We start from the raw sequence: 25,811 nt of genomic DNA on the forward strand, positions 1-25,811 counted from the left end.
TCAAGTCCTTTACGAAAAACCCGCTTATGATGTATACTTTTAGATGTATACTTTAATTATTATAATAGCTTTAGCAAAGATTGACGAAAAGGAGACGCAAGAAATGGATGCACAAGCTGTTCTCAGACTGAAGAGAATTGCCACCGAGATCAGAAAAGGTGTCATAACTGCGGTTGCTTCTGCCGGAAGCGGCCATCCGGGCGGTTCTCTGTCAATTTCTGATATCATGGCTTATCTTTACTTTGAAAAGATGAACGTCGATCCGAAAGATCCCAAGAATCCTGACAGGGATCGCTTTGTGATGTCCAAGGGGCACTGCTCGCCTGCACTGTATTCAACCCTTGCCCACAGGGGCTTCTTCCCTGTAGAGGATTTGAACGGATTCAGGCAGGCATCCAGCTATCTGGAGGGCCATCCCAACATGGACAAGGTTCCCGGCGTGGATATGTCCACAGGTTCCCTGGGCCAGGGTATTTCTGCAGCAGTTGGCATGGCGCTTGCCGGTAAGCTGGACAGGAAGAACTATCGCGTTTATGTTGTGATGGGCGATGGTGAGCTGGAGGAAGGCGCGGTTTGGGAAGCGGCCATGTGTGCTGCCCATTACCAGCTGGACAATCTGACGGCTTTTGTGGATTATAACGGCCTCCAGATAGACGGCAAGATCACTGAGGTCATGAATCCTGAGCCTATCGCGGATAAGTTCAAGGCTTTCGGATGGGAAGTCCTGTCCATCGATGCCCATGACTTCAACCAGATTGAAGAAGCTGTAAAGCATGCGGAAAGTGTAAAGGGAAAGCCCACCGTCATCGTTGCCCATTCGGTCAAGGGAAAGGGCGTCTCATTCATGGAGAATCAGGTGGGATGGCACGGTACCGCGCCCAAGAAGGAACAGGCCCAGCAGGCCATTGAGGAACTGGATGCCTACCTGGCGTCCCTGGGATGAGGATTTCCGTTCCCGGTTAAAATAAACAATTTGAGAAATTTACATTGTAAGCATGGAGGAAATAAGCCATGGCAGAGAAGATAGCAACACGTGTAGCCTATGGAAAGGCACTGGCCGAAATAGGCAGTGATGAAAATATCGTTGTGCTGGATGCGGACCTGTCCAAATCCACCAGAACCGATCTCTTCAAGAAGGAGTATCCCGACAGGCATTTCAATATCGGGATAGCGGAAGGAAACATGATGACGGTTGCCGCCGGGCTGGCCAGCTGCGGGAAAACGGTATTCGCCAGCACCTTCGCCATGTTTGCGGCAGGCCGCGCATTTGATCAGATCCGCAACTCCATCTGCTACCCCAACCTGAATGTCAAGATAGGTGCCACCCATGCCGGTATCTCGGTTGGTGAGGACGGCGCTTCACACCAGGCCATTGAGGATCTGGCCCTGATGCGTTCCATACCCAACATGACCGTTATTCAGCCGGCTGACGGGGTTTCGACCATTGCACTGGTCAAGCAGGCGGCCAAGATTGACGGCCCGGTTTATCTGAGGCTTGGAAGGCTGGATGTGCCCATTATTTACCCGGAGGATGCCACCTTTGAGATTGGTAAGGGCGTGACCATTAAGCAGGGCGATGACATCGCCATCATTGCCACCGGCCTGATGGTTGAACCGGCCATTACAGCGGCCAAGACCCTTGAAGAGCAGGGCATTTCGGCACGGGTTATCGACATCCATACCATCAAGCCCATCGATGTGGACCTGATCGTGAAAGCCGCAAAGGAAACGGGCGCCATCCTTACCTGTGAGGAGCATAATATCTACGGCGGTCTGGGCAGTGCCGTTGCCGAAGTGGTTGTAAGACATTATCCGGTACCAATGGAAATGCTGGGTATTGAAGATAAGTTCGGAAAGTCCGGAAAACCTGCCGATCTGCTGCCCATGTACGGCCTGACTCCGGAGAACATCGTGGATAAGGCCAAAAAGCTTCTGGAGCGGAAAAGAGGTTAAGTGATCCGAGTAACAGAAGGAGCTGTCTTATGGGGGATGGCTCCTTTTTGTGTGGGAAAACGCGAACGTTTATAATTCCGAAAAGGAATATTTGGAATTCGGCGTGAACCACAAGACTATGCCGGAAATGACGGAACGCGTATAATGGTTGCTGTAGGCAGGATGATGCTTCCTGGATACCGGCGTTTACGGAAGTCATTCATATGAACCGGGAAACGGCTGGTAGAGCGATGGGGCCCCTTGAAAGGAGGACAGGTCTTGGTCCGGGTTTTGGTGGTTGGTATTGGCGGCTTTATCGGCGCATCCTTAAGATATATCATCTCAGTATTCTGTATGAGAGCCCTGGGAGACTCTTTCCCGTATGGCACACTCTTTGTCAATGCTTTGGGCGGGTTTCTCATCGGATTCATTATGGAGGCAAGCTCCGGTTTATGGCCTGTTTCTCCGAACACAAAGCTGTTTTTGACCACCGGTATTCTTGGCGGACTGACTACTTTTTCCACGTTCAGCTATGAAACGATAAATTTATTGAGCGAGGGCAGCTATCTGTTGGGAGGCCTGAACGCAGGACTAAATCTGTTATTGAGTCTGCTCGGTGCATGGATGGGCAAGCTTTTGGCGCAGGTCATCGGCTAGCGGCAAGTTAAGCCTGGCCTCAAAGCCGTTCAATATTTGAAGAACGATACCAGATGCTTCAAGCAAGGGGGAATTCCTGTGTGGTTCTTGTTTGCCTGCCTGTCGGCAGTATTTGCGGCCCTGACATCCATTCTGGCCAAGATAGGGATTGAGGGGATCAGCTCCAACCTGGCCACGGCCATTCGCACGGCAGTCGTGCTGGTGATGGCATGGGCTATCGTTTTGATGACGGGAACGCAGAATGAGATAGCATCCATCAGCAAAAAAAGCTGGATCTTTCTGGTGTTGTCAGGTATTGCGACAGGATTGTCCTGGCTTTGCTATTACAAGGCGCTGCAGATTGGGGAGGCCTCAAAGGTCGTTCCGGTGGACAAGTTCAGCGTGGTGATTACCATGGTGCTTGCCTTTGTCGTCCTGCATGAAGTGCCCAATGTGAAAACCATTCTGGGCGGCATCTTCATCACCATCGGCACATTTATCATGATCCTGAAATGAAACCCGGTGAAAATCTGCCGGCTTTCCTGAAACCGTCCATCGATGGGACAGGCACGGGTTTTTACCGGGTGGTGGGCGAGAGATGGAAAAAGGGATATAAGAAAAAATCCTTTGCATCCGGTATCATCTCCGGATTGCAAAGGATCGGTGTTTATGGGGACACAATATATGGCTCTTCATGCTTGGCTGCAAATATAAACGGTGCAGCTTTACCTGTTTACACGGCGTATTCCTTCTTGAGCCTTGCCCTGAGATATCCCCTGTCGGTTTCAATGGCTTCCACGAAAAAGCCCCGGCCGTAATAGAAACGCATGAGAACCGTATGTTTTGAGGCGGTATGCAGGTTGACCTCCCGTACTCCTTTCGAAATCAGGTATTTATCCACCGCGTTCATCAGGGCTTTGCCGATTCCGATGTTGCGGCTGTCATGGCCAACGGCAAAGCGGCTGAGATAGGCCTTGTCTTCCTGGATGTCCAGGCGAACGGTCCCGACAATTTCATCATCGATCACCGCGATGAAAACCACTTTTTCGGTAATTTCCTTCCTCACGTCATCCACCGTCTCCCGGAGTGCCTCGAGCTGCGTCTGCCCGGTAATCTGGGCATACTCACGGAAGGCCTGCTGCAGGATGCGATAGACCGATTCCGCGTCGGATTCCTCAGCCTGCCTGATGATGAACGAGTATAGCATGGATTGCGCCTCCTTATGTAGGAAATCAGCCCATCAGCTTGACCAGGACGGCCTTTTGGGCGTGGAGCCTGTTTTCGGCCTGATCAAATACCACCGAATGGCTGCCGTCTATAACCGAGTCGGTCACCTCAAAGCCCCTGTAGGCAGGGAGACAATGCATGAAAATGGCATCCGGCTTTGATTTGGAGAACAGTTCATCGTTTACCTGGTAGGGCATGAAGATGGGTACGCGCTTCTCTTTTTCTCCTTCCATACCCATGCTGACCCAGGTATCGGTATAGACCGCATCCGCGTCCTTAACGGCTTCCAAAGGATCGGTTGTGATAACGACCTTTGCGCCGGTTTCAGCGGCAGCTTCCTGCGCCTTTTTGATGGCATCGGGGTCACAGCTGTATCCTTCCGGTGTGGCCACGGTGATGTGCATGCCCACCTTGGCGCAGCCAATGAGCAGCGAGTTGGCCACGTTGTTGCCGTCGCCCAGGTAAGCCATCTTCAGGCCTTTGAGCTTGCCCTTCTTTTCCTTGACGGTCTGAAGGTCAGCCAGCACCTGGCAGGGATGGTGGCTGTCGGTCAGCCCGTTGATGACCGGAACGGTGCCGTATTGCGCAAGGGTTTCCACATCGCTTTGCTTGAAGGTCCTGATCATGATGCCGTCGATATAGCGGGACAGGGTTTTGGCCGTATCCGCCACCGTTTCGCCGCGGCCAAGCTGGATATCGTTGGCACTCAGGAAAAGGGAATATCCGCCCAGCTGATACATGCCAACCTCAAAGGATACCCTTGTGCGGGTGGAAGCTTTTGAAAAGATCATCCCCAGGGTTTTTCCCTTCAGAAGATGATTGTGCCTGATGCCGTTTTTATTCTCGTATTTCAGTTTTTCAGCCATGGACAGGGTTTCCAGGATCTCATCGCTGGTCCAGTCGCTCAAACATAACAGATGCTTCATCCTCGATCATTCCTTTCTTTACGGCTCTGTTCAAATGTCTTGCCGGTATCGTATCGGCTGTTTCAGCCTGACATGAAACAGATGATCACCTTCTGTTTGTATTATTATACATTTAGATGTATAAAAATGCAACAAGAATTTTTGTCATTGCCCGAAAGCTTGTTCATTCCCTGGATAAAAACGTGGTATATAACCATTATCGGCAAACTTACGACAAAAGAGTGTAAGCATCGGGTGCCAAGATGCCGATTAATAATTTGAAACCCTGATTGCTATACGCAAGAGAAAGTGTGAAAAGCTGGTGAGATAATGGATATAGCTACACTGTTTGGCTTAATCTTTGGCGTAGCATGTATTGCCTATGGTATTTTCAGCGGAGGAGAAATCTCGTCTTTTGTCCATGCAGGCTCTATAGCCGTTACATTGGGAGGCGGGCTGGCGGCCACCATCATAAGCTTTCCGCTCGCAGATACCATAAAGGCCTTTAAGGCTCTGCCCCTTGCGTTCAAACCCTACCGGGCTGATCCCTTCCAGACCATTCAGCTGCTGGTTGAGCTTTCCCAGAAGGCACGCAGGGAAGGCTTGCTTGCTCTGGAATCTGCCCAGGAAAATATTAAGGACGATTATCTGAAAAAAGCCCTTGAACTGGTTGTGGACGGAATAGAAGCCGAGATGGTGAAGACATCCATGCAATTTGAAATAGACAGTATGGTTGTCCGGCACAGTACCGTCCAGGCCTATTGGAAGACCATGGCTACCCAGTTCCCGGCCTGGGGTATGATCGGAACGCTGATGGGTCTTATTAACCTGCTCAGAAGCATGGATGATCCTTCCGCAATTGGTCCCGCGATGTCCCTTGCTATTGTTACGACATTTTACGGCAGTGTTCTGGCCAACTTTATCTGCAATCCCATTGCTACCAAGCTTCAGGGGGCCAGTGCAGAAGAGATCCGGATGAGGGAAATGATCATGGAAGGCATCCTGTCCATCCAGTCAGGCGAGAACCCGCGTCTGATGGAGCATAAGCTGAAAACATTCCTTTCTCCCGATCAGAAGCTGCAATATGAAAGTATGATCATGAAAGAAAAAGAAGTCGGCCCGGAAAGAGGCGTTGAACCCTTGCAGGGATAATATGCCGGAATCCCTTATACCTTGCACCCGGCAGGGAGCCTGCTGTTGGGATGGTGCACAAGGTGCCCGGGGATTTTGATCATTGAACGGAATGGGGTGAAGATTTACTTGCCCAAAAGAAAGCAAAGAACACAGGATTCATGGGGTGCACCGGAATGGATGACCACTTACAGTGACATGGTCACACTGCTTCTGACCTTTTTTATCTTGCTTTTTGCCATGTCTACTGTAGACGCCCAGAAATTTACCGATGTGGCAAAATCCCTGTCCACTTCGTTTATGAACCTGAGCACAGGGGAATCCATCCTTAATTCAACCGGCAAGAGCCTCCTCACCGTGGATTTTGCCAACCCGAGCAACCTGAACCGACCCGAGCAGAAGGAGCGGTATGTTGAAAGTGCCGAAGAAATGATTGTCGATGCCGAAAGGCAGATTTACGAGATGGAAATGGACATTGCCAAGGAAGGGCTCCGTCAGGCAGTGGAGGAACAGGGCATAGCGGACCAGGTTGAAATCATCGAGGAGAAGGATTTTATTCTGGTGCGGTTCGAATCCGAGGTCTTCTTCGATTCAGGCCGTGCGGATATCAGGCCGGAAGGGCTGGTTGTGCTCCAGCAGCTTGCCGAGGTCCTCAGAAACATCGATAATGAAATCCTCGTTTCAGGACATACCGATAATGTGCCCATCAATACGCCCATATTCAAATCCAACTGGGAACTCTCAACGGCACGTGCGACCACCGTGGTCAGATATTTCACCGAAACACTGGGGTTGGATCCGATGAAATTCACCGCCACCGGCAACGGGGAATACCGGCCCGTAGCAGATAACAGCACACCCGAGGGACGGCAGCGGAACCGAAGGATTGAGATCATGATCATGAAGTAAAGACAGGGAAATATATTATAATGGTATCCGTGAAATCTTCAGATTGGGAGAGGTCTATGGATACCATTGTCAGTGAAATTGCGAAAACCCGTATGATTAAGGACGTCAATGAAGCCCTGACCGCATACGGGTTATTTGTATCTTCCATTGAGTTTGATGCGAGGAACGATTTTTCGGTTGTCATAAAGCTTTGCGCATATGATCTGGATCTGTTGGAACATCCCGAATGCTTTGTAAAAAATATTGCTGTCCCTGAAGGGACAGCGTGTTAGTCCGGCATGGCTGCCAGGCAGCCATGCCTTGTCAGGATTGTGCAAGGGTCATTCGACGGCGGGCGCGTCCCTGAAAAGCAGGCTGATGGAGTAGAGTCCGGCTACTCCTACCAGGGAGTATACAATCCTGCTTCCCAAGGAACCTGTTCCGAATATGGCGGCCACCAGGTCGTACTGGAAAAGACCGACCAGCAGCCAGTTAAGGGCGCCTATAATGACCAGTAAGAGTGCTATTCTGTCAAATGATGTTCTCATACTCCCGACTCCTTTGCATTAATTTCGGGCGAGTCTACGCCTTCATTTATTTATTCTGCACACCATAAATCAAATTAATGCGCTGAAATACTTGACATTCTTCATGCAAAGGCGATGCACCGCGGTTTTTCATGAAAACCTGCATGGATTGCGCGGGTTTTTCATAAAATCTTGCGGGGGGCAGGATGCATTGATATAATATTAGCGCTTTTAGTTTGCGCAGAATTGATTGGCGCTATGAAAGATAAAAGCGGAAACGGAGGCAAAAGCTATGGCGGATTTCTGGGACAATGAGGAGTTGTTGGGAAAATTCGTTAAAAACAGCCGTGAGGAAATCCATATCAAGCGTGTCAGCAAGAACGGACGCGAGTATGTTGATATACGAACCTTCTGGTATGACAGCAAGAGCGACGAATTCCGGCCTAGCCAGAAAGGGCTTGCCATTCCTCTTGAATTTGTCGGTGAACTGAAGACCATACTGGATAGCATCGAATAATCCCGATAATACTTCAACCGCGCCCGCCGAAAATTTCGGAGGGCGCGGTATATCAGAACCGCACATGCTGCCGGCAGGCTTGGAAGGTGCGGATGCTATAAAATATGCATGAAGTTTTCCGGTTGTGAAAGCTTTCCGATGCCCGCATGATGGGGCAGGAAGAAAACCATCAGGAGGGACGGGACTGTGAAACCGCTGAGCTGTCCGTATATTCCGGACGGCAGAGTTGCTGCCATGTTGGTGTCCGGGGATATGCCGGATGGGATGGCCAATATCCTGAGACGATCCGTGCCCGTCCTTATCCGGACCATGCCCCTGGCCGGGTTGCCTGATCCGGTGAGCAGCCATCCCGATATGCAACTGATCATCCCGGCGGAAGGTGTCATCGTACATGCGCCGAATCTTCATCCCCGGACGGCGGAACAACTCAGGGGACTGGGATTTGAACTGGTACCTGGGGAAAGAACGCCAGCCGGGAGCTATCCCTGGGATATTCCCTATAATGTAGCCATTGCAGGTCGTCATGCCTTTCTGAACACGCGATATGCCGACCGGGTTGTACTTGGCTGGCTTGAAAAAACAGGCAGAATCATCTCCCATGTAAACCAGGGCTATGCTAAATGCTCGGTCTGCATCCTCAACGATGAAGCGTTGATTACGGCCGACGAGGGAATCTTTCGCGCCGCCCGCGGCAACAATATGGATGCATTGTTGATCGCGCCTCAAAAATCCATCGCCATTCCCGGATATGAATATGGTTTCATAGGAGGGGCAACAGGCCTTCTTTCCGGCCATGAAATGGGTTTTTGCGGCGATGTGCATGCACTGGACAGCGCGGAAGCCATCCTTGCCTTTCTGCAAAAACATGGCATAAAGCCTGTGTCCCTGGCCCAAAGCGCCGTTCAGGACCTGGGAAGTCTCATCCCGCTGTGCACCGTATAACGGACAATAAGGGCGACATATACTACACCTGAAAGGATGTGAGAGGATGCCATCCTTCAGGGTTGACTACATGAAGGACAGCAAAGGATTAGCCCACTATATTGAAAAAAAGATGGCTCCCGGAACACTGCAGGGAGTCCGTGTCCGGCATGATGGCAACAGCCTGGTCATTATCATCGGCGGTTTCATGCGAAGAAACGGCAAGCGGTATTCCCATGTGATTCAGCAGGTCTCGGACTCACTTGCCGATTATATCCTCAAGTCTTACGAAAAGGAAATTCTCTCCAGGATCATCCATCGCATCTGCAATGGCCTGCCCAAACGCGATCTGGATGAAATCAACCGGATCGCCTGCAAGCGCCTGTATCCTGAAAACATGACCGAAAACATGATTAAGGAGCGGCGCAGGCTCATCTCCGACAAGATCTCGGAATACCTCAGAACCTCACGCAACCTGACCCTGGAAGGGTTTATCACGTTCAGACTGGGCGAATATGTGAAAAAGCTTGAGGTGGAGGTAGACCGGGCCATCAGGCAGTATTTTGTGGAGAAGCAATACGAAGAGTATATCAATTTGCTCACCGCCTTCATCCGCATGCAGTGCCCAAGAGTTCCGGAACTGCATGTTTTTGTCCAGCCCGACGGTTCCTACCGGGTCCAGGGTGCGGATCCCTTTGATATACCCGATGACATCACCAGGGGCTATGGGATCGATAAAGGGCACCCCGTTATCCGGGATGATGATTTCATGATCGGTTTTCTGCTGACTTGTGCCCCCATAAGGATTTTCATCCATCATGCCGATAAATTTAAAAACAAGGAATTGCTGAATACCATAAAAACTGTCTTTTCGGAGTGCGTGCTGGTGAATGACTGAATTTCGCCCGAATTTTTGTGCGCATTTGTCCGAAATGGCATGAAGGCATTGGACGCATTGGACAAATTGTTGTATAATGTAACAGGAATCTGAAGGTAAGTGGGGTAATCCAGTTGGCATTCAAGGTTTTTCAGTCCGTAATATCTAAAATTCGGGAAACTATTGGCAATGATTTCGGCATTACCGACGGAAACGGTACGGTTATTGCCAGCACCATTGAAGAGGAAATCGGCATGCTCCATGATCAGTGCGCCGATTTTCTGACATCGAATGCCATGTACATTGAGAAACCGGGCCTGGTGATGAAAAAGATTGAGATCAACGGCAGGCTCGATTTTGTGCTCTATCTTGTGAGCGATCATCCCGACAGGAAGAAATATGCCGAACTGATTGCCATCAGCCTGGAGAATGCCAAGCTCTACTATGATGAAAAGTATGACCGGAACAATTTCATGAAGAATATCCTGCTGGGCAACATCCTGCCCGGCGATATCACGATTCGTGCCAAGGAACTGAGGATCAAGACCGATGCACGGAGAATCGTCTACCTGGTCCGTACCGAGAAAACCCGGGAGCTTTATGCCTACAACATCATACAAAGCCTTTTCCCCAACAATACGAAGGACTATATCATCCTTCTGGACGACCAGAACACGGTTCTCGTGAAAGAGCTCAAGGATCGGGAGGACAGCGAGGAAATCCACAAGAAAGCCCGCATCATCATCGATACCCTGAGCAGCGAACTGATGATCAAGGCCAATATTGGCATCGGAACCGTGGCCGATACCCTCAGGGATGTGGCGCGCTCCTACAAGGATGCCCAGACGGCGCTGAAAATCGGCCAAATCTTCGAGGCCGAAAAGAGCATTGTCGACTATAACCATTTGGGTATCGGGCGCCTGATTTACCAGCTGCCCACAACCCTCTGCCGTCTTTTCCTGAATGAGGTCTTCAAGGAAGGGGTCCTGGAAACCATCGATCCCGAAACCATGATGACCATCCAGAAATTCTTTGAAAATAACCTCAATGTGAGCGAAACGTCGCGTCAGCTTTTCATACACAGGAATACCCTGGTCTATCGCCTTGACAAGATTCAAAAAATAACCGGGATGGATTTGAGAAAATTTGATGATGCCATTTATTTCAAAGTGGCTATGATGGTCAAGCGTTATCTTGATGAAGTTTCCAAGTAAATCGCCATCCCAAATTTTTGGGGGGATCTTTTTTGATCAGGTTTGTCGACGCTACAAAGATATATTCGAACGGTGTTGTCGGACTGAAGAATGTCACAGTAAAAATAGACAAGGGAGAATTCGTATTCATCATTGGTGCCAGCGGCTCTGGCAAATCAACCTTTCTCAAGCTTATCATGCACGAGGAAACCCCGACCGAAGGGGAAGTATACGTTAACGGATACAGCGTACATAACATGCCCAAGTCCGAGGTGCCCTACCTCAGAAGGAGCCTGGGCATTGTTTTCCAGGATTTCCGACTGCTACCCAACAAAACAGCCTACGACAATGTGGCTTTTGCCATGCAGATCGTTGAAGCGCTGCCCCGCGAGATAAGGCGGCAGGTGCCGCTGGCCCTTGGGCTTGTGGGCCTCAGCAAGAAGGCCAAGGCCTATCCAAGCCAGTTGTCCGGCGGGGAACAGCAAAGGGTTGCCCTGGCCCGCGCCCTGGTCAACAATCCGGCCGTCCTGATTGCGGACGAGCCTACAGGCAATCTGGATCCCAAAACATCCATGGAGATTATGGAGCTTCTGGACGAGATCAATCAGCGGGGTACAACCGTGATCGTTGCCACCCACGAAAAGAGCATTGTGGATGCCATGAAAAAGCGTGTCATCACGCTGGACAGAGGCGAATTGATAAGCGATGTAAAGAAAGGTTCGTATACAAATGAAGATTAGAACGCTGAGACTGCTTGCAAAAGAAGGCACAAAAAACGTTTACAAGAACAAACTGATGTCCTTTGCCTCCCTGGCTACCATCCTGGCAACCCTTTTTGTGCTCGGCCTGGTCCTCCTGATCATTGTGAATGTCACCACCAACCTTGAGGCCAAAAAGCAGGATTTGCAGGTCAAGTTCTACCTGAGGGTTGATGCCACGCGACTGGAAGAGGAAGAGGTGGCCCTGTTCATCGAGCAAAGCCGGGCTTCCGGAGTGGTTGCCGAATACCAGTATGAATCCAGGGAACAGGCTTATGAAAACGCGAAAAAGGATTTGAAGTATGAAGCGCTGATGGAGGGTCTGACCCCGGAAAATTTCGCCGTAGGGTACTTTGTCACCCTCACCAATCCCAATGACAGCGACCAGTTCATCGCCAGGCTGAAACTGTTCAGCGGTGTGGACAGCCAATGGATAACCTATCCCAAACAGGAACTGGAACGGATTTCAGGAATGGTACGCGTTTTCAATTATGTGGCTTTGTTCGTCATTGCCGTCCTGATGGTCATTTCCATCCTGCTGATCTCGAATACCATCCGCCTTACGGTTTTCGCAAGGCGTAAGGAGATTGAGATCATGAAGTATGTTGGTGCCAATGACTGGTTCATCCGGTTCCCCTTTATCATCGAGGGCATGCTGATCGGGCTTTTGGGGGCCTTGCTGTCGCATCTTTTGACCTCCCAGGCCTATGGCTGGATTAAGGATGGGCTGAATACCCTGTTCAACAGCATCAAGATATCCGGCCTGCAGTTGGTGGAATTCGGCGAACTGTCGATCCGGATTCTGGTGGTGAATGTGCTGTTCGGCGTGACCATTGGAATTATCGGAAGTTTTATGTCGGTGAAGAAGCACCTGAATGTGTAAAGTTCCGATAAGGCGGGACCAAAAAACCTTTCTATTCATCAATATGGCATTAAAACATTGTCATAATGCCAAAAAAATGATATATTTTTAATTGCGGATTACAAATTTTGCATAATCGTATCGCTGAGAATGAGTGTCAAGCGGAGGCGGATACATATGATGAAAAAAATACTGGCCTTTGCCATGGTTTTTTGCCTTTTGGCGCCCATGGGAATGATTGCCCAGGCCGGACCGTTGGAGGATGCCAAAGCACAGCAAAAAAAGCTCCAGAATGAAAAGAAAGCGCTGGAGCAGGAAAAGAAGAAGGTTTCCCAGAACCTGCTCAACAACAAGCAGGTTCGCGACAGTATCATTGCCGAGCTTGAAGCCAAAGGATACGAAAAAGAAAAGATAGAAGAGAAGATCAAAGAGATCGAGGATGCCATCAGAACCCTGGATCAGGCCATACAGGAGAGACAGGAAGAGTATGACCGTCAGCTCAGGCTGTTTCAGCAAAGGCTGGTGGTCCTGTACGTGCGCTCCAGGATTGGTGCTGATGCGAGTGAGCTTGCTCAGAGCGAAGACATGGACGAACTGTTTCGCCGCCTGCATACCATGCAGCTCATCTCCAAGGCCGACCAGGATCTGATGGACAGCATCATGAGGAAAAAGCAGGAGCTTGATGAGCTTAAAGCCCTGAGAGAGCAGGAAGAGCAAAACGCCAGGGATCAGCTGGAGCAGAGCCTAAAAGAACTTCAGGAACTGGAGGTCTCCCGTTCCAAGGCAGAGGAAAGGATCCAGGCTGACGAGGAAACCCTGAAAAAGATAGCCAGACAGGAAGATCAGCTTGAGAAGGAGGACAAGGAACTGGGTGAGCTCATTAGGAAGCTGAGCTCTTCCGGCAAATACATCGGCGGTACCATGCAATGGCCGCTCCCCGGATATACCCATATCTCCTCCTATTTTGGAAACAGGCTTCACCCCATCCTGAAGGTGTACAGATTCCACAGCGGAATTGATATCAGCGCACCGCAGGGGACGTACATACACGCGGCAGCCAGCGGAAAGGTAATTTGGTCGGGATGGCGCAGCGGCGGAGGCGGCAACACCGTCATCATCGACCATGGCGGCGGTATTGCCACGCTGTACCTGCATATTATGAACGGCGGTCTCCTGGTGAAGGAGGGACAGGTGGTGGCGGCCGGCGATGTCATCGCCAAGGTTGGAAGTACCGGACTGTCCACCGGACCGCACCTGCATTTCACGGTTAAAGTGAACGGGGAAAGCGTGGATCCGCTCAAGTATGTCTCGCCCAAATAATGCATGGAAATCCCGGCTTTGATTAAAGGATATCCATTTGGGTATCCTTTTTATTACGTGACTGCAAGGCGGGATGGGATTCTTTAAACACATGATTCCTGCCCGGGGCGCATAGGATGGGAATGGGATTCCCATGTCCGGAAGGCTCGCAGCGGGACTTAAAGCTGAGAAAGGGATGCTGTATGAAGAACAGAGCGACGCTGATCAGGACCATCGCCATTGCATTGGTATGTTCGGCCATATCTTTTATAGCCGGCTATTTTGTTTCAGTGGGCACACTGGTTTCCTGGGACGTCATGTTGACGCGCCCGCTTACTGACTGGTTCAAACAGCAGTATGCACTTTTTTTTGACAAGAGCCAGGTGGATATTGAAAACATAGAGGCTTTCAACCGGGTTAAGAATCTGCTTAACAGCAGGTACTACAAGCCGGTCGATGTCAACGACCTCCTGGAGGGAGCCATCAGAGGCCTTGCGGCAGGTACGGAAGACCCTTATACCGTTTACTACAATCCGGAAGAAATGAGGAAATTCCTGGAGGAAGCTACCGGCAATTACGAGGGTATTGGGGTCCTGGTGGGCATGGATGAGAATTACATCCTGACGGTGGGCGACGTATTCCCCGGCACCCCTGCCAAGGAAGCCGGTATCCAGAAAGGGGACAAGATCGTCAAAGTGGACGATGAGGATGTTACCGTCATCAGGGATATTGACCTCATCGTCAAGAAGATCAAGGGCCCTCCGGGAACTGTTGTGAAGATCACCGTTTACCGTGAGGAAATCAGGGATTATATCGATTTTCAGGTTACCAGGCAGGCTATCAATGTCTCCTACATCTCCAGCAAGATCTTGGAGGACGGTATCGGCTATATCCGCATCAAGCAGTTTGACAACGATATTTCCGAGGATTTCAGAAACCATCTGAACAGCCTCCTGGCCCGGGGCATCAAGGGCCTGGTGATCGATGTCAGGGACAATCCCGGAGGCGATTACCGCGAGGTGGTCAGGATTTGTGATATGCTGCTTCCCAAAGGGCTGATCGTCTATGTGGAGGACAGGGCCGGCCAGAGAAAGGAAGAGTTTTCCGACGAAAATTATGTGGACATTCCAATAAGCCTGCTGGTGAACGAAAACAGCGCCAGCGCTTCAGAGATTCTTTCCGGGGCGCTGAAGGATTACAACAGGGCAACCCTTGTGGGAACGAGGACCTACGGGAAGGGCCTGGTCCAGCAGATAGACATGCACTTTACCAATGGCGGCGGGCTGAAATATACCATTGCCAGGTATTTCACCCCGTCGGGCGTGTGCATTCATGAGGTAGGAGTGGAGCCCGATGTGGAAGTGGCGCTGGATGAGGCGCTCAGGAATAAGTCCCTGGACGATATCCCGCATGATAAGGATAACCAGCTTCAGGTCGCCCTGGCAGAGTTGCGGAAAAAGATGCCCTAGTCCCTGTTGCTGTCCATAAACAGTGCATGGCTTGTATACCCTTGGAGATGGCTGGCTATAATATGCCATGGGGTGATAGGAATGATGAAAAAAGATGAGCAGCTCAAACTGGAAATAGCCAAGGAACTGGGGTTGTATGACAAGATCATGGCACACGGCTGGAAGAGCCTGAGCCCCAAGGAAACGGGGAGAATAGGCGGCATATTATCCAGAAAGAAAAAGAAAGCAGTATAGGCAGGGGGAAGAGATGTACCAGGGATTTGCTGAGGTCTATGACAGGCTGACACAGGATATCGCATACGAGAAGTGGGCTGATTTTCTGGAATCAGCCTTTCTTAAATTCGGGGAGAAGCCCCGCCTGGTTTTGGAACTGGCCTGCGGTACCGGCAGCCTGGCCATTGAGATGGCCAAAAGGGGATATGACATGATTGGGCTGGATCTGTCGGTGGACATGCTGTCCAGGGCCATGGAAAAATCCCGAGAACAGGGACTGGACATCCTTTTTATCAATCAGGATATGCGGGATTTTGAGCTTTACGGCACCGTTGACGCGGTGGTCTGCATGCTGGATTCCATCAACTATATCACGGATAAGTCGGATTTGGAACGTGTCTTCCAATTGGTCCACCTGTATCTGAATCCGGGCGGGCTCTTTATTTTTGATATCAACAGCGAGTACAAGCTTTCGCGCCTTTTGGCGGGGAATGTCTTTTATGAGCTGGATGACGACATATCCTGGATATGGCATAATACATACGATCCCGCCCAAAAACTCTGCACCTTCGAACTGACATTCTTTGCGAAAACCCGCGGGGATCTTTACAGGCGTTTTGAAGAGACCCATATCGAACGGGCTTATTCCGACGAAGAGATCACGGATGCCCTTTCCAGGGCAAACCTGAAACTGCTCGACCGTTTCGGCGGTCTGGGCTTCGACCCTCCGGTTCCCGAACAGGAGAGAGTTTTTTATATAACCCGGAAAGAATCTCCGTGCAGCCGGATATGATATGCTATAATATCACTAAGGTTTCCCTGGAGAGCCAGGACTCAATAAGCTTCATATCCCGAACAAGGATATGCGTGCTGGAGGAAAGAGCATTGGGAAGACGAGAAACGCGTGAGCATGCGATGAAACTTTTATACCAGATCCAGATTCGGAAGGATGATCTGGATGAGCAAATTCGGACCTATCTGGAGGAAGAACAGATCCTGGAATCGGTAGAACGGGATTACCTTGAGGATGTGGTCAAGGGAGTCGTAAAAAACCAGGATGAGATTGACGAGCTCATTTCGCGCCATGCCCGGGGCTGGACTGTCTCCAGAATGCCCAAGGTGGATTTGGCCATTATGCGGCTGAGCATATATGAAATGCGCTACCGCGAGGATATACCGGTTAACGTTTCCATCAACGAGGCGGTGGAGCTGGCCAAAAAGTACTGCGGGGAGCAATCCAGAACCTTCATTAACGGTGTTTTGGGGAAGGTGTGGAGCGAGCTGTCCCAGAATGCAGGGGAGCCCGGCACCCATGAATAGCCTCACGGTCAGGGAACTTACGGCGTACATCAAGCAGTTGCTCGACAGCGATATGTTGCTTGCCAATGTGTGCGTCACGGGCGAGATCTCCAATTTCAAGTGGCATAGTTCCGGGCACATGTATTTTTCCATCAAGGATCAGGATGCGGTCATCCGGTGTGTCATGTTTCGGACCTATAACGCCCGCATGCGTTTTATGCCTGAGGAAGGCATGCAGGTCATTGTCCGGGGCTATGTATCGGTGTATGCTCCCGGCGGTAACTATCAGCTGTACGTGGAGGAGATGCAGCCCGACGGCACGGGCAGCCTGTATCTGGCCTTCGAGCAGCTCAAGCGTAAGCTTGAAGCCCTGGGCTGGTTTGCCCGGGAGCGAAAGAAACCCATCCCGCAGCTTCCGCGGGCCATCGGCATCGTTACATCGCCCACGGGGGCGGTTATCCGCGATATGCTGAATGTCTTGCAGCGAAGGTATCCCAATGTCAGGGTCATCATCTATCCGTCCGCCGTGCAGGGTTCTGAAGCGCCTGCGCAGTTGATCCGAGGGCTCAGGTATTTCAATGAAGCGAAGAATGTGGATGTCATCATCATTGCCAGAGGCGGCGGATCCCTTGAGGATTTGTGGCCCTTCAACGATGAAGGGCTGGCACGGGCCATCTATGAGTCAGGTATTCCGGTCATCTCTGCCGTTGGCCATGAAACCGATTTTTCCATATCTGATTTTGTAGCCGACCTGCGGGCGCCTACGCCTTCCGCCGCTGCAGAACTGGCGGTGCCCGAGAAGACAGCCCTGAAGGAGCGGCTGACGCTCTATGAGAGGAGCCTGGTCAACAGCCTGATGATGCGGCTGAAGCGGGAAAGGGAAAGAATTGCGGCCTTGTCATCCGCAAGAAGCCTTATCCGGCCCTATGAGAGGGTGGATGCGCTGCGGCAGCAATTGGACGGCAGGCTGCGGGAACTGGCCTTGCTGGGGCGATCGAAGCTGGAAAAACAACGTTCCGCTCTGGCCGGCATGGCCGGCAGGCTGGATGCGTTAAGTCCGTTGACGGTGCTGTCCCGGGGATATGCCCTCGTTCAGAAGGAAGACGGAGGCGTGGTGAAATCCATCAGGGCCATCGCGCCCGGGGAAATGATAATGGTCAGGGTGGCCGACGGACGGTTTGGGGCGAAGGTTGAAAAGCCCCTGGATGCTTTCCCTGACATAATCGGGTGAGGGTTCGGCCAATGGAAATGAAACGGAGTGAAAGTATGGCGAAGAACAATCCGGATAAGGAAAACAGGGAGCTTACTTACGAAGAGGCGGCCAATGAGCTGGAAAAAGCGATTGCCCTCCTTGAAAAGGGGGACTTGCCCCTGGAGCAGGCCATACAGGTTTTTGAAAAGGCCGTCGGATTGGTACGCCTGTGCAATATGAAGCTGGATGAGATAGAAAAGAAGATTACCGTTCTGGTTGAAGGAAAGGATGGCGTCAGGGAAACCGATTTTGTGCCTGACGGGTTATCATGAACTATCATCAGAAATTCGATGCTTACAGGAATCTGGTAGAGGAATGGCTCAAAGAGCGCATAACCGTTCCTGAACTACCTGAAAAAACACTTTTCGAAGCGATGAGGTACAGCCTGACGGCGGGAGGAAAGAGACTTCGCCCTGTCCTGTCGCTGGCGGTCTGCGATATGCTGGGAGGAGACAGGGAAGCCGTCATGCCCTTTGCCTGTGCCGTTGAGCTGATCCATACCTATTCCCTGATCCATGACGATCTGCCCTGCATGGACAATGACGACTACAGAAGGGGGAAACCCACCAACCATAAGGTGTTTGGGGAAGCCATGGCGCTGCTGGCAGGCGATGCGCTGCTCAACACGGCTTGTGAAATCATGCTGGAAGCGGTCCTGGCCGATGAAAAGGATGCTCTCAGAAAAGCTGCTGCAGCGCGCCTGATCATGGAAGCGGCAGGAGCCTCGGGCATGATTGCCGGACAGGTTATCGATATGGAATCGGAGCAAACAGCGGTTTCCTATGATCAGCTTTGCCGCATGCACAGCCTGAAAACAGGCGCCTTGATCCGGGCCAGCATCCTTTCGGCAGCCCTGATTTGCGGGGCCGACGAAAGGACGACACAGGCCCTGGAGCGTTATGGAAAGCTGATCGGCCTGGCTTTTCAGATTAAGGATGATCTGCTGGATGTTGAGGGGGATGCTGCCGTACTGGGCAAGAGCACCGGCAGCGATGTGAGAAACCATAAATCGACCTTTGTGACGCTTCTGGGAACGGATAAAGCGAAAGAATTGCTGAAGTCAACGGTGGAAGAGGCTGTCAAAGCGCTGGAAGGCCTTCAGAACACCGATTTTCTGATTCATACGGCGGCCTATATTGCCGAAAGGAAAAAATAGCGGCGACGGGTTGCCCATGGCACACCGGCGGTTGGTTTTCAGGAGAGATGAACGTGACGTTCTTTGAAGAGATCATCAATAACAAAGCCCTCATATTGCCTGTGTTTTCATGGTTCCTGGCCCAGTTCTACAAATTTCTGCACTGCCTGGTGGTCAACAAGAAGATCGATTTCATGAAGTTTGTCAGTTCAGGGGGCATGCCCAGTTCTCACAGTGCCATCTCGGTTTGCCTGGCTACCATGATGGGTCTGCAGTACGGATTTGGATCGGGCATTTTTGCTTTTGCCGCAGTTTTTTCCTTCATTGTCATGGCCGATGCCGCCGGTGTGAGGAGAGCGGCAGGCAAACAGGCCGCGCTGCTCAATAAACTGGCCAATGCCACCAAGCAGTTCCGGCCTGAAAAGGATTTGAAGGAACTCCTGGGCCATACGCCTGTGGAGGTATTTGCCGGAGCCGCCCTGGGGATACTGGTGGCATTAGTCTTTGCATAACGTCCCGGTTTGTTGTATAATATTCTTCCAAAGCAAACACCAGGATGGCGCAGTATCCTAGTCAGTACTGCCTGGTTTGAAGACGGGCCTAAAAATCCGTTAAAGGGCACATCGATGAAGTTCCTTGTGCCGGCTTGTTACGCCCAGTGATGGGTCGGTGCTGGGAGTTAAGGTTCAGGGGCAGCCCGCAATGGCATGCGGGTGGCGACCCCTTTACCGCGGAGACCCCCGGCTGTGGGAGACAGATTGCCCGCTTTACAGCGGTAGAGATCTTGACTACGGCGGGGGATAGAACCTGTTTTGCGGTATCGCTTACGATGCTGTGAACAGTGTAGCCTGCCTTGAGTGCGGTCTGGAGGATAGCAGATCAGGTGTTGATGTACTGGCCGGTACATGAGCACTATTGCTGCTTGAAACCATCTGTGCAAAAGAGGCTAGAACCAGGTAAGACTCCCGGGGAAAACCCCTAGGCTGTTGATATCCAGGTATTCCGGGGATTGCAGTGTGTACTTAGTGGCAATCAGGCCTTGAGCTGGGCAACCGCTCAACTGCGGGAGTAAAGGGAAACCGCCAGGACGGCGACGTCCTGGTACCCTCTGGGGAAAACCTGCCTGACCTAAGGCGCAAAATTTACTCGGAGTACTGCCATCCTGTGTTTTTATTGAAAAGTTGGCAGGAGAAGCGTTTCATCGTTTCTCTTTTCTGTTGTTGATTAACGCTGAAAGCAGGATGCTTGTTTGGGTAAAGCAGGAACTGAGCAGGAATACATGAAGCAAACGGATAAATACAAGAAGGCCTCCAGGCAGAACATACCCGTCAAACGGAAAACCGGCTTTGAAAAAAGGCATGTTCTATGGGGGATTTTTATTACCGTCTTTTCTTTCGGGCTGTCACTGCTTGTCCTTTTTGCGTCGACCGGGCTGCTGGGAGAAGCCCAGCCGGCTTTCTCATTTGTTGTGGTGCTGGTGATCATCTTCACCGGCGTCGTGTTCGACGTGATAGGCATCGCGGTTACGGCAGCCGACGAAACGCCTTTCCATTCCATGGCCTCCAAAAAAATCAGGGGGGCCAGGCAGTCCCTGATCCTGATCCGCAACGCACCACGGGTATCCAGTTTCTGCAATGATGTGGTTGGGGACATATGCGGTGTTGTGAGCGGCGTTGCAGGGACATCCATCGTGTACAGGCTGTTTGCCGCAAGCGGTGATATTTCGCTGATAGAAACCATCACAGGCGCGCTGATAGCAGCGTTCACGGTCGGGGGGAAGGCTTTCGCGAAAAATATCGGCATGAATAACAGCAACTATATTGTTTACTGGGTCGGCAGAATTCTTTCCTGCTTTTATTTTGGAAAGCGAAAAAGGGGTTAGAGGTGTTCCGTTTGAACCGGAAAAATCACGCAAACAGCTTATTGAGCACCATTACCGGACCTGAAGATATAAAGAGGCTGAGCATACGGGAATTGATCGCCTTAAGCGGTGAGATCAGGGAGTTCCTGATCAACACCGTTTCCAATACCGGTGGGCACATCGCCCCCAATCTGGGCGTTGTGGAGCTGACGCTGGCTCTTCATCGTGTCTATGATACGCCAAGGGACAAGATCATCTGGGATGTGGGGCATCAGACCTATGTCCACAAGATCCTGACGGGCAGGAAGGACAGGTTCCACACCCTCAGACAGATGGACGGCCTTTCGGGGTTCCCCAAGACGGAGGAAAGCGAATACGACGCTTTCAATACCGGGCACAGCTCCACTTCCATATCGGCCGCCCTCGGCATGGCGCGGGCCCGTGATCTGAAGGGGGAGAACTATCATGTGGCGGCTGTCATCGGCGACGGGGCCCTTACGGGCGGCATGGCCTTTGAAGCCCTGAACGACGCGGGCAATGCCAGGACAAATCTGCTCATCGTTCTCAATGATAACGGCATGTCCATCGCGCCCAACGTGGGCGGCATCTCCCGGTACTTAAGCCGCCTGCGTATGAGGCCTTTCTATTATAAAACCAGGGAATCGATACAGTCCCTGCTGGACAGGAAGCTTCCCAAATCCGGAAAGCATGTGCGCAGGATCCTTCATCGCATCAAAAGCACCATGAAAAGCTTTCTCATGCCTTCCATGTTTTTCGAGGATCTGGGGTTCAGGTATTTTGGTCCCATAGACGGGCATAATATCCGGGAAATGATCAGGGTTCTGGAGCATGCCAGGACCATGAAAGGACCGGTCCTGGTCCATGTGTGCACAGTAAAAGGGAAGGGCTACAGGTACGCTGAAGAAAAGCCCAATGTTTTTCATGGCATTGCGCCTTTCGAGATTGAAACGGGCGAACTTAAAAATAATGGCGGCGAGAGCTATTCGCAAGTCTTTGGCAGAAAGATCTGCGAGCTGGCCAAGGACGATCCGGACATTGTGGCCATAACTGCCGCCATGCCAGACGGTACCGGCCTCAACCCGTTCAGGGAGTCCTTTTCCAGGCGCTTTTACGATGTGGGTATTGCCGAACAGCATGCGGTGACCTTTGCCGCCGGGCTGGCCAAGGGAGGCATCAAGCCCGTTGTGGCCATCTACTCCACCTTCCTGCAGCGCGCGTATGATCAAATGCTCCATGATGTTGCCCTGCAGAATCTCCATGTGGTTTTTGCCATTGACCGGGCCGGTGTGGTGGGGGATGATGGTGAGACCCACCAGGGCATATATGACATCGCCTATATCAAGACCATGCCCAACTTCACCCTCATGGCTCCCGCTTCTCCCAGGGAACTGGAGATGATGCTGGCATATGCCGTTTCAGTTCACAAGGGTCCGATAGCCATCCGGTATCCCCGCGGGACCGGTTCCGAAATAGAAGCCCTGAAGCAGCCCATCACCTATGGAAAGGGGTTGGTTGTCAGGGAGGGGAAGGATGTCACCCTCGTTGCCCCGGGGAACTTCCTGCGCATGGCGCTGAAAACCGCGGCTCTCCTGGAAGAGGAAGGTATCAGCTGCGAGGTGATCAATCCCCGGTTTATCAAGCCTCTGGATAAACAGCTGCTCAGGACATCCATAGGCAAAACCGGACGGGTTGTTGTGATGGAGGATGGTATCGTAAGCGGCGGTTTCGGCAGCAGTGTCCTGGAATTCCTCAATGGGGAGAGGATCCCTGCCCGGTCGCTATTGATGGGATTTCCCGATGAACCCATACCCCATGGGGATCGGAACCTGCTCTACAGGAAGTACGGACTGGATCCCCAGGCCATGAGGGATCGGATACGGGATTTCCTGAAGGCTTCAGGAAAAAAGGAGGACGGGCATGCAAAAGGAACGCCTTGATGTGCTCCTGGTGAACAGGCAGTTTTTTGAGAGCAGGGAAAAGGCCAGACGCGCCATCATGGCGGGAAGCGTTTTTGTAGACGGAGAACGCGTGGATAAGGCTGGCTTTCTGTGCAGCCCGGATGCAGAAATCACCGTGAAAAGCGATCCCGTGCCCTATGTGAGCCGGGGTGGCCTGAAGCTTGAGAAGGCTCTCAGGGTCTTCAATATCGGGCTGGAGGGCATGACCTGCGTGGATGTGGGCGCCTCCACAGGCGGATTCACCGATGTGATGCTCAAGAACGGAGCCGCGAAGGTTTATGCCGTGGATGTGGGCTACGGTCAGCTGGCCTGGTCCCTACGAAACGACCCTAGGGTCGTTTGCATGGAGAGGACCAATTTTCGCTATGTGAAGCCGGAGGATATCGGTGAGCCGCTGGATTTCGGCGCGGCGGATGTTTCCTTTATTTCCCTGAGGCTGATCCTGCCGCCCCTGAAAGCCGTTCTGAAAGAGAACGCCCGTGCGGTCTGCCTGATCAAGCCCCAGTTTGAGGCCGGACGGGAAAAGGTGGGCAAGAAGGGCGTGGTAAGAGATCCTGCCGTTCATGAGGAGGTCATTACCCAGGTCATCGATGCGGCCAGGAACCAGGGATTTGCGGTTCTGGGCCTGTCATGGTCTCCTGTCAAGGGGCCTGAGGGCAATATCGAATACCTTTTGCACCTGTTGAACGGGACGGTTCAGGATGAATCTGCGATCGATGTGAAGGAAACCGTTCGCAATGCGCATCAGGATTTGGATTGAAGAAAGCCTTCCCGCATCTCATGCCGGAAAGGCTTTCCTTTTAGGCTCTCTTCCTGCGTTTTTGCTCAAGCTCTACTGTAACTGTCATTGCAAGGAGCAGAGCGACGAAGCAATCTCAGGCGCGATCCCTTAAAGCCCGGTCGCCGTGCCGCACGGCTGCAAAGCGTATCATCGCATCAGCTTCTGAACAGGTATTTTTCATTTCTGAACATGGCGGCGGCTGTAAGCAGCGACAGTACCACATAAACCAGCGAGGTCACCATTGCCAGGATGAGCCCGGTATAATTGGTCAGTCCGCCCAGGACCAGCTTGAAGGCCGAGATGGTGTTGAGGACGGGAATCAGGTACATGTAGAGCTGGATATCATTGGGCATCACCATCATGGTGGCATAGGCCGGGATGATCACCACAAACATCAGCAGCGAAAGATAGGTCTGGCCTTCCTTGAAGGACCTGGCATAGGTGCTGATGGCCAACTGGATGCCGGAAAAGGTCATCCCCAGGAGAATGGTTACGGCGATGCACAGGATGACCGTGCCCGTATCCAGGTTGAATCCGCCGATTTCCCCCATGCCCATGGACAGGGCATCAGGATTGATGAAGAAGGCCAGCAGCATGCCGGTCAGGGTGGCAATCACGCTGGCAAAGCTGAACAGGTTGATGGTCAGGTATTTCCCCATCAGGATGGACATTCTGCTGGGACGGGTGGCCAGAAGCGGTTCAAAGGTCATGCGCTCCTTCTCGCCGGCCACGAGATCGGTGGCGGCCGGTATGCCTCCAACGGCCACCAGCATGGCGATCAGCATGGGAAGCACCATCATCAGCAGTATGTTGCCATCGCCGGTTCTGGAAATGTTCTCGGTCTCAACCAGAACCGGGGTCAGGATCTGGGGATTGATGCCCATCGCTTCAAGGCGCTTTACCGCGATTCCCTCATTCAGCTTATCGATGGCCGACATCAGGCTGCCGACCGCTCCGCCTGATCGGGACAGGGAACCGTCGTAATAGACCTTCAGGGTGAATGCCTCCAAAGCCTCCAGCTTTTTCTTAAAATCCCTGTCCAGGGATACCACCAGCTTGGCCTGCTTGCTGTTGATGGCTTCCCAGGGGTCCGCCACCGGCTCAATGATAGTGATATCCTCATCCTGGGTTTCCAGGCTCTCTTTCAGGAACCATTGCGCAGCCTCGCTGTAGCTGTCTGCCGTAAGCGCGACCGTAATGTCGGTGGTCATCTCCTCGCTCATCTTCTCCGTGCCGCCGCCGATGAGGAGGAACAGGAGGGGCATCAGGAAGATGGGGAGGATAATGCTGGTAAAAAGCGTCTTGCGGTCCCGTACAATATCCTTCAATTCCTTTTTAAAAACGATCATCACATGCTTCCAGTTCATTTGCTGCCACCTACCAATCCCATGAACAAGTCTTCCAGCGTTTGGGTACCGTGTTTTTTGAGCAGTTCGTCCGTACTGCCCATGTCCACCAGGCTGCCCTTGTGAATAACGGCAATCCTGTCGCAGAGCTTTTCCACCTCGCTCATGGTGTGGCTGGAAAAGAGGATGGTCTTGCCTTTTTCTTTCTGGACTTTCAGGAAGGCCTGGACTTCCCGCATGGCTCCCACGTCCAGCCCGGAAGTGGGTTCATCAAGCAGCAGCACGTCGGGATTATGGATGATGGCCCGGGCAAAGGAAGCTTTCTGGCGCATGCCCTTGGACAGCTTACCCGCCCTTTTGTTCAGGAAATCCTTCATATCAAAAATATCCGCAAGTTCCTCGATGCGCTTTTTGATCTCCCGGGGGTGCATATCGTTCAGTTCACCGAAATACTGGATGTTCTCATATACGGTAAGCCGGTCATACAGGCCACTCTCGCCGCCAAAAAGAAAACCTACCCTGCGCCGGACCTCTTCCGGTGACCGGACCACATCAAATCCGGCCAGCCGGGCGGTTCCGGAAGTAGGTTTCAGCATGGTTGCCAGCATGCGAAGCGTGGTGGTCTTTCCCGCCCCATTTTCGCCCAGAAGGCCGAAGATTTCGCCCTTTTGGACGGTGAAGGTCAGATTGTCAACGGCCGTAACGTTTCCAAAACGCTTGGTCAGTCCGTTCAGTTCAAGCATCACTTGTCCTCCTGCGATATCTGCTCTGCCAACAATCATACATCAATTCCGGATGGAAAA

General features: G+C 51.9%; 30 protein-coding genes. 25 read left to right on the plus strand and 5 right to left on the minus strand.

The genetic code is table 11. From position 1 onward, the window contains the following. Positions 1–103 precede the first annotated feature (103 nt). From F3H12_RS01545 to F3H12_RS01560, 4 genes are all read left to right on the plus strand, one after another. Entirely contained in the window at positions 104–943 is an 840-nt protein-coding gene (locus F3H12_RS01545) for a transketolase (protein WP_149677589.1), read from the plus strand. Between the two features lie 68 nt (positions 944–1,011). Then, complete coding sequence (locus tag F3H12_RS01550; protein WP_149677590.1) at positions 1,012–1,953, plus strand: transketolase family protein; 942 nt, start codon at positions 1,012–1,014, stop codon at positions 1,951–1,953. Between the two features lie 258 nt (positions 1,954–2,211). Then, complete coding sequence (gene crcB, locus F3H12_RS01555) at positions 2,212–2,589, plus strand: fluoride efflux transporter CrcB (RefSeq protein WP_149677591.1); 378 nt, start codon at positions 2,212–2,214, stop codon at positions 2,587–2,589. Positions 2,590–2,667: 78 nt separating this feature from the next. Further along, positions 2,668–3,084 carry an EamA family transporter gene (locus tag F3H12_RS01560; RefSeq protein WP_149677592.1) on the plus strand — a complete coding sequence of 139 codons (417 nt, stop codon included), beginning with the start codon at positions 2,668–2,670 and terminating at the stop codon, positions 3,082–3,084. Positions 3,085–3,301: 217 nt separating this feature from the next. Here the strand turns inward: F3H12_RS01560 and F3H12_RS01565 are convergent, their stop codons facing one another. After that, on the minus strand, positions 3,302–3,775 hold the full coding sequence (locus tag F3H12_RS01565; protein ID WP_149677593.1) for a GNAT family N-acetyltransferase: 474 nt from the start codon (positions 3,773–3,775) through the stop codon (positions 3,302–3,304). A 25-nt stretch (positions 3,776–3,800) separates the two neighbouring features. Beyond that, positions 3,801–4,721 (minus strand): ornithine carbamoyltransferase, encoded by a 921-nt coding sequence (gene argF, locus F3H12_RS01570; RefSeq protein ID WP_149677594.1) that lies wholly within the window; start codon positions 4,719–4,721, stop codon positions 3,801–3,803. Between the two features lie 309 nt (positions 4,722–5,030). Here argF and F3H12_RS01575 point away from each other — a divergent pair, with 309 nt between their 5' ends. The 3 genes from F3H12_RS01575 (at position 5,031) to F3H12_RS01585 (ending at position 7,012) form a co-directional block, all read left to right on the plus strand. Continuing rightward, the gene (locus F3H12_RS01575; protein WP_149677595.1) at positions 5,031–5,852 is read left to right on the plus strand and encodes a motility protein A; all 822 of its coding nucleotides are present in this window, start codon (positions 5,031–5,033) and stop codon (positions 5,850–5,852) included. 108 nt (positions 5,853–5,960) lie between these two features. Then, positions 5,961–6,740 carry a flagellar motor protein MotB gene (locus F3H12_RS01580; protein WP_149677596.1) on the plus strand — a complete coding sequence of 260 codons (780 nt, stop codon included), beginning with the start codon at positions 5,961–5,963 and terminating at the stop codon, positions 6,738–6,740. Between the two features lie 56 nt (positions 6,741–6,796). Then, positions 6,797–7,012 (plus strand): hypothetical protein, encoded by a 216-nt coding sequence (locus F3H12_RS01585; protein ID WP_149677597.1) that lies wholly within the window; start codon positions 6,797–6,799, stop codon positions 7,010–7,012. A gap of 48 nt (positions 7,013–7,060) precedes the next feature. On the opposite strand, the gene F3H12_RS01590 is transcribed toward F3H12_RS01585, so the two are convergent. Continuing rightward, positions 7,061–7,267, minus strand: coding sequence for a DUF378 domain-containing protein (locus tag F3H12_RS01590; protein WP_149677598.1), 207 nt, complete (start codon positions 7,265–7,267; stop codon positions 7,061–7,063). Positions 7,268–7,538: 271 nt separating this feature from the next. On the opposite strand from F3H12_RS01590, the gene F3H12_RS01595 reads away from it, so the two are divergent. The 18 genes from F3H12_RS01595 (at position 7,539) to F3H12_RS01680 (ending at position 23,641) form a co-directional block, all read left to right on the plus strand. After that, complete coding sequence (locus F3H12_RS01595) at positions 7,539–7,763, plus strand: transcriptional coactivator p15/PC4 family protein (protein WP_149677599.1); 225 nt, start codon at positions 7,539–7,541, stop codon at positions 7,761–7,763. A gap of 186 nt (positions 7,764–7,949) precedes the next feature. Continuing rightward, complete coding sequence (locus tag F3H12_RS01600) at positions 7,950–8,705, plus strand: DUF6873 family GME fold protein (protein WP_149677600.1); 756 nt, start codon at positions 7,950–7,952, stop codon at positions 8,703–8,705. Between the two features lie 46 nt (positions 8,706–8,751). Further along, a complete protein-coding gene (ytxC, locus tag F3H12_RS01605; protein WP_149677601.1) occupies positions 8,752–9,582 on the plus strand; it encodes a putative sporulation protein YtxC in 831 nt (276 codons plus the stop codon). A gap of 113 nt (positions 9,583–9,695) precedes the next feature. Beyond that, complete coding sequence (locus F3H12_RS01610) at positions 9,696–10,775, plus strand: PucR family transcriptional regulator (protein WP_149677602.1); 1,080 nt, start codon at positions 9,696–9,698, stop codon at positions 10,773–10,775. A 32-nt stretch (positions 10,776–10,807) separates the two neighbouring features. Further along, complete coding sequence (gene ftsE, locus F3H12_RS01615; RefSeq protein ID WP_149677603.1) at positions 10,808–11,494, plus strand: cell division ATP-binding protein FtsE; 687 nt, start codon at positions 10,808–10,810, stop codon at positions 11,492–11,494. Then, positions 11,484–12,395, plus strand: coding sequence for a permease-like cell division protein FtsX (ftsX, locus tag F3H12_RS01620; protein WP_149677604.1), 912 nt, complete (start codon positions 11,484–11,486; stop codon positions 12,393–12,395). The genes ftsE and ftsX overlap by 11 nt, the downstream gene beginning before the upstream one ends. A gap of 156 nt (positions 12,396–12,551) precedes the next feature. Next, on the plus strand, positions 12,552–13,694 hold the full coding sequence (locus tag F3H12_RS01625; protein WP_188118312.1) for a murein hydrolase activator EnvC family protein: 1,143 nt from the start codon (positions 12,552–12,554) through the stop codon (positions 13,692–13,694). A 182-nt stretch (positions 13,695–13,876) separates the two neighbouring features. Next, complete coding sequence (locus F3H12_RS01630) at positions 13,877–15,142, plus strand: S41 family peptidase (protein ID WP_188118313.1); 1,266 nt, start codon at positions 13,877–13,879, stop codon at positions 15,140–15,142. 81 nt (positions 15,143–15,223) lie between these two features. Continuing rightward, positions 15,224–15,376, plus strand: coding sequence for an alpha/beta-type small acid-soluble spore protein (locus F3H12_RS01635; protein WP_340162568.1), 153 nt, complete (start codon positions 15,224–15,226; stop codon positions 15,374–15,376). 13 nt (positions 15,377–15,389) lie between these two features. Next, positions 15,390–16,148 carry a class I SAM-dependent DNA methyltransferase gene (locus F3H12_RS01640; RefSeq protein WP_149677607.1) on the plus strand — a complete coding sequence of 253 codons (759 nt, stop codon included), beginning with the start codon at positions 15,390–15,392 and terminating at the stop codon, positions 16,146–16,148. A gap of 92 nt (positions 16,149–16,240) precedes the next feature. Then, positions 16,241–16,675, plus strand: a complete 435-nt coding sequence (gene nusB, locus F3H12_RS01645; RefSeq protein WP_149677608.1) for a transcription antitermination factor NusB — start codon at positions 16,241–16,243, stop codon at positions 16,673–16,675. Next, positions 16,668–17,885 (plus strand): exodeoxyribonuclease VII large subunit, encoded by a 1,218-nt coding sequence (gene xseA / locus F3H12_RS01650; protein ID WP_149677609.1) that lies wholly within the window; start codon positions 16,668–16,670, stop codon positions 17,883–17,885. The genes nusB and xseA overlap by 8 nt, the downstream gene beginning before the upstream one ends. Before the next feature lie 35 nt (positions 17,886–17,920). After that, complete coding sequence (gene xseB / locus F3H12_RS01655) at positions 17,921–18,178, plus strand: exodeoxyribonuclease VII small subunit (RefSeq protein WP_149677610.1); 258 nt, start codon at positions 17,921–17,923, stop codon at positions 18,176–18,178. Continuing rightward, the gene (locus tag F3H12_RS01660; RefSeq protein WP_149677611.1) at positions 18,175–19,062 is read left to right on the plus strand and encodes a polyprenyl synthetase family protein; all 888 of its coding nucleotides are present in this window, start codon (positions 18,175–18,177) and stop codon (positions 19,060–19,062) included. Before xseB ends, F3H12_RS01660 begins: the two co-directional genes overlap by 4 nt. A gap of 53 nt (positions 19,063–19,115) precedes the next feature. Then, positions 19,116–19,553 carry a divergent PAP2 family protein gene (locus F3H12_RS01665; protein ID WP_479694061.1) on the plus strand — a complete coding sequence of 146 codons (438 nt, stop codon included), beginning with the start codon at positions 19,116–19,118 and terminating at the stop codon, positions 19,551–19,553. A 767-nt stretch (positions 19,554–20,320) separates the two neighbouring features. Further along, complete coding sequence (locus F3H12_RS01670; RefSeq protein ID WP_149677613.1) at positions 20,321–20,923, plus strand: Mg2+ and Co2+ transporter CorB; 603 nt, start codon at positions 20,321–20,323, stop codon at positions 20,921–20,923. A gap of 11 nt (positions 20,924–20,934) precedes the next feature. Continuing rightward, positions 20,935–22,860 carry a 1-deoxy-D-xylulose-5-phosphate synthase gene (gene dxs, locus F3H12_RS01675; protein ID WP_422822191.1) on the plus strand — a complete coding sequence of 642 codons (1,926 nt, stop codon included), beginning with the start codon at positions 20,935–20,937 and terminating at the stop codon, positions 22,858–22,860. After that, complete coding sequence (locus tag F3H12_RS01680; RefSeq protein WP_149677614.1) at positions 22,841–23,641, plus strand: TlyA family RNA methyltransferase; 801 nt, start codon at positions 22,841–22,843, stop codon at positions 23,639–23,641. Before dxs ends, F3H12_RS01680 begins: the two co-directional genes overlap by 20 nt. 176 nt (positions 23,642–23,817) lie before the next feature. Here the strand turns inward: F3H12_RS01680 and F3H12_RS01685 are convergent, their stop codons facing one another. Next, entirely contained in the window at positions 23,818–25,029 is a 1,212-nt protein-coding gene (locus F3H12_RS01685) for an ABC transporter permease (RefSeq protein ID WP_149677615.1), read from the minus strand. Beyond that, positions 25,026–25,751, minus strand: coding sequence for an ABC transporter ATP-binding protein (locus F3H12_RS01690; RefSeq protein ID WP_149677616.1), 726 nt, complete (start codon positions 25,749–25,751; stop codon positions 25,026–25,028). The genes F3H12_RS01685 and F3H12_RS01690 overlap by 4 nt, the downstream gene beginning before the upstream one ends. Positions 25,752–25,811: the final 60 nt, after the last annotated feature.

The organism is Thermoclostridium caenicola, from assembly GCF_900142095.1.
Classification (GTDB): Bacteria; Bacillota; Clostridia; order DSM-8532; family DSM-8532; genus Thermoclostridium_A; species Thermoclostridium_A caenicola.

Coding starts and splice junctions, on each gene's coding strand:
- F3H12_RS01545 (WP_149677589.1), top strand. CDS start 104: ATGGATGCACAAGCTGTTCTCAGACTGAAGAGAATTGCCACCGAGATC.
- F3H12_RS01550 (WP_149677590.1), top strand. CDS start 1,012: ATGGCAGAGAAGATAGCAACACGTGTAGCCTATGGAAAGGCACTGGCC.
- F3H12_RS01565 (WP_149677593.1), bottom strand. CDS start 3,775: ATGCTATACTCGTTCATCATCAGGCAGGCTGAGGAATCCGACGCGGAA.
- argF (WP_149677594.1), bottom strand. CDS start 4,721: ATGAAGCATCTGTTATGTTTGAGCGACTGGACCAGCGATGAGATCCTG.
- F3H12_RS01575 (WP_149677595.1), top strand. CDS start 5,031: ATGGATATAGCTACACTGTTTGGCTTAATCTTTGGCGTAGCATGTATT.
- F3H12_RS01585 (WP_149677597.1), top strand. CDS start 6,797: ATGGATACCATTGTCAGTGAAATTGCGAAAACCCGTATGATTAAGGAC.
- F3H12_RS01590 (WP_149677598.1), bottom strand. CDS start 7,267: ATGAGAACATCATTTGACAGAATAGCACTCTTACTGGTCATTATAGGC.
- F3H12_RS01595 (WP_149677599.1), top strand. CDS start 7,539: ATGGCGGATTTCTGGGACAATGAGGAGTTGTTGGGAAAATTCGTTAAA.
- ytxC (WP_149677601.1), top strand. CDS start 8,752: ATGCCATCCTTCAGGGTTGACTACATGAAGGACAGCAAAGGATTAGCC.
- ftsX (WP_149677604.1), top strand. CDS start 11,484: ATGAAGATTAGAACGCTGAGACTGCTTGCAAAAGAAGGCACAAAAAAC.
- F3H12_RS01625 (WP_188118312.1), top strand. CDS start 12,552: ATGATGAAAAAAATACTGGCCTTTGCCATGGTTTTTTGCCTTTTGGCG.
- F3H12_RS01630 (WP_188118313.1), top strand. CDS start 13,877: ATGAAGAACAGAGCGACGCTGATCAGGACCATCGCCATTGCATTGGTA.
- F3H12_RS01635 (WP_340162568.1), top strand. CDS start 15,224: ATGATGAAAAAAGATGAGCAGCTCAAACTGGAAATAGCCAAGGAACTG.
- F3H12_RS01640 (WP_149677607.1), top strand. CDS start 15,390: ATGTACCAGGGATTTGCTGAGGTCTATGACAGGCTGACACAGGATATC.
- xseA (WP_149677609.1), top strand. CDS start 16,668: ATGAATAGCCTCACGGTCAGGGAACTTACGGCGTACATCAAGCAGTTG.
- xseB (WP_149677610.1), top strand. CDS start 17,921: ATGGCGAAGAACAATCCGGATAAGGAAAACAGGGAGCTTACTTACGAA.
- F3H12_RS01660 (WP_149677611.1), top strand. CDS start 18,175: ATGAACTATCATCAGAAATTCGATGCTTACAGGAATCTGGTAGAGGAA.
- F3H12_RS01670 (WP_149677613.1), top strand. CDS start 20,321: ATGAAGCAAACGGATAAATACAAGAAGGCCTCCAGGCAGAACATACCC.
- F3H12_RS01680 (WP_149677614.1), top strand. CDS start 22,841: ATGCAAAAGGAACGCCTTGATGTGCTCCTGGTGAACAGGCAGTTTTTT.
- F3H12_RS01685 (WP_149677615.1), bottom strand. CDS start 25,029: ATGAACTGGAAGCATGTGATGATCGTTTTTAAAAAGGAATTGAAGGAT.
- F3H12_RS01690 (WP_149677616.1), bottom strand. CDS start 25,751: ATGCTTGAACTGAACGGACTGACCAAGCGTTTTGGAAACGTTACGGCC.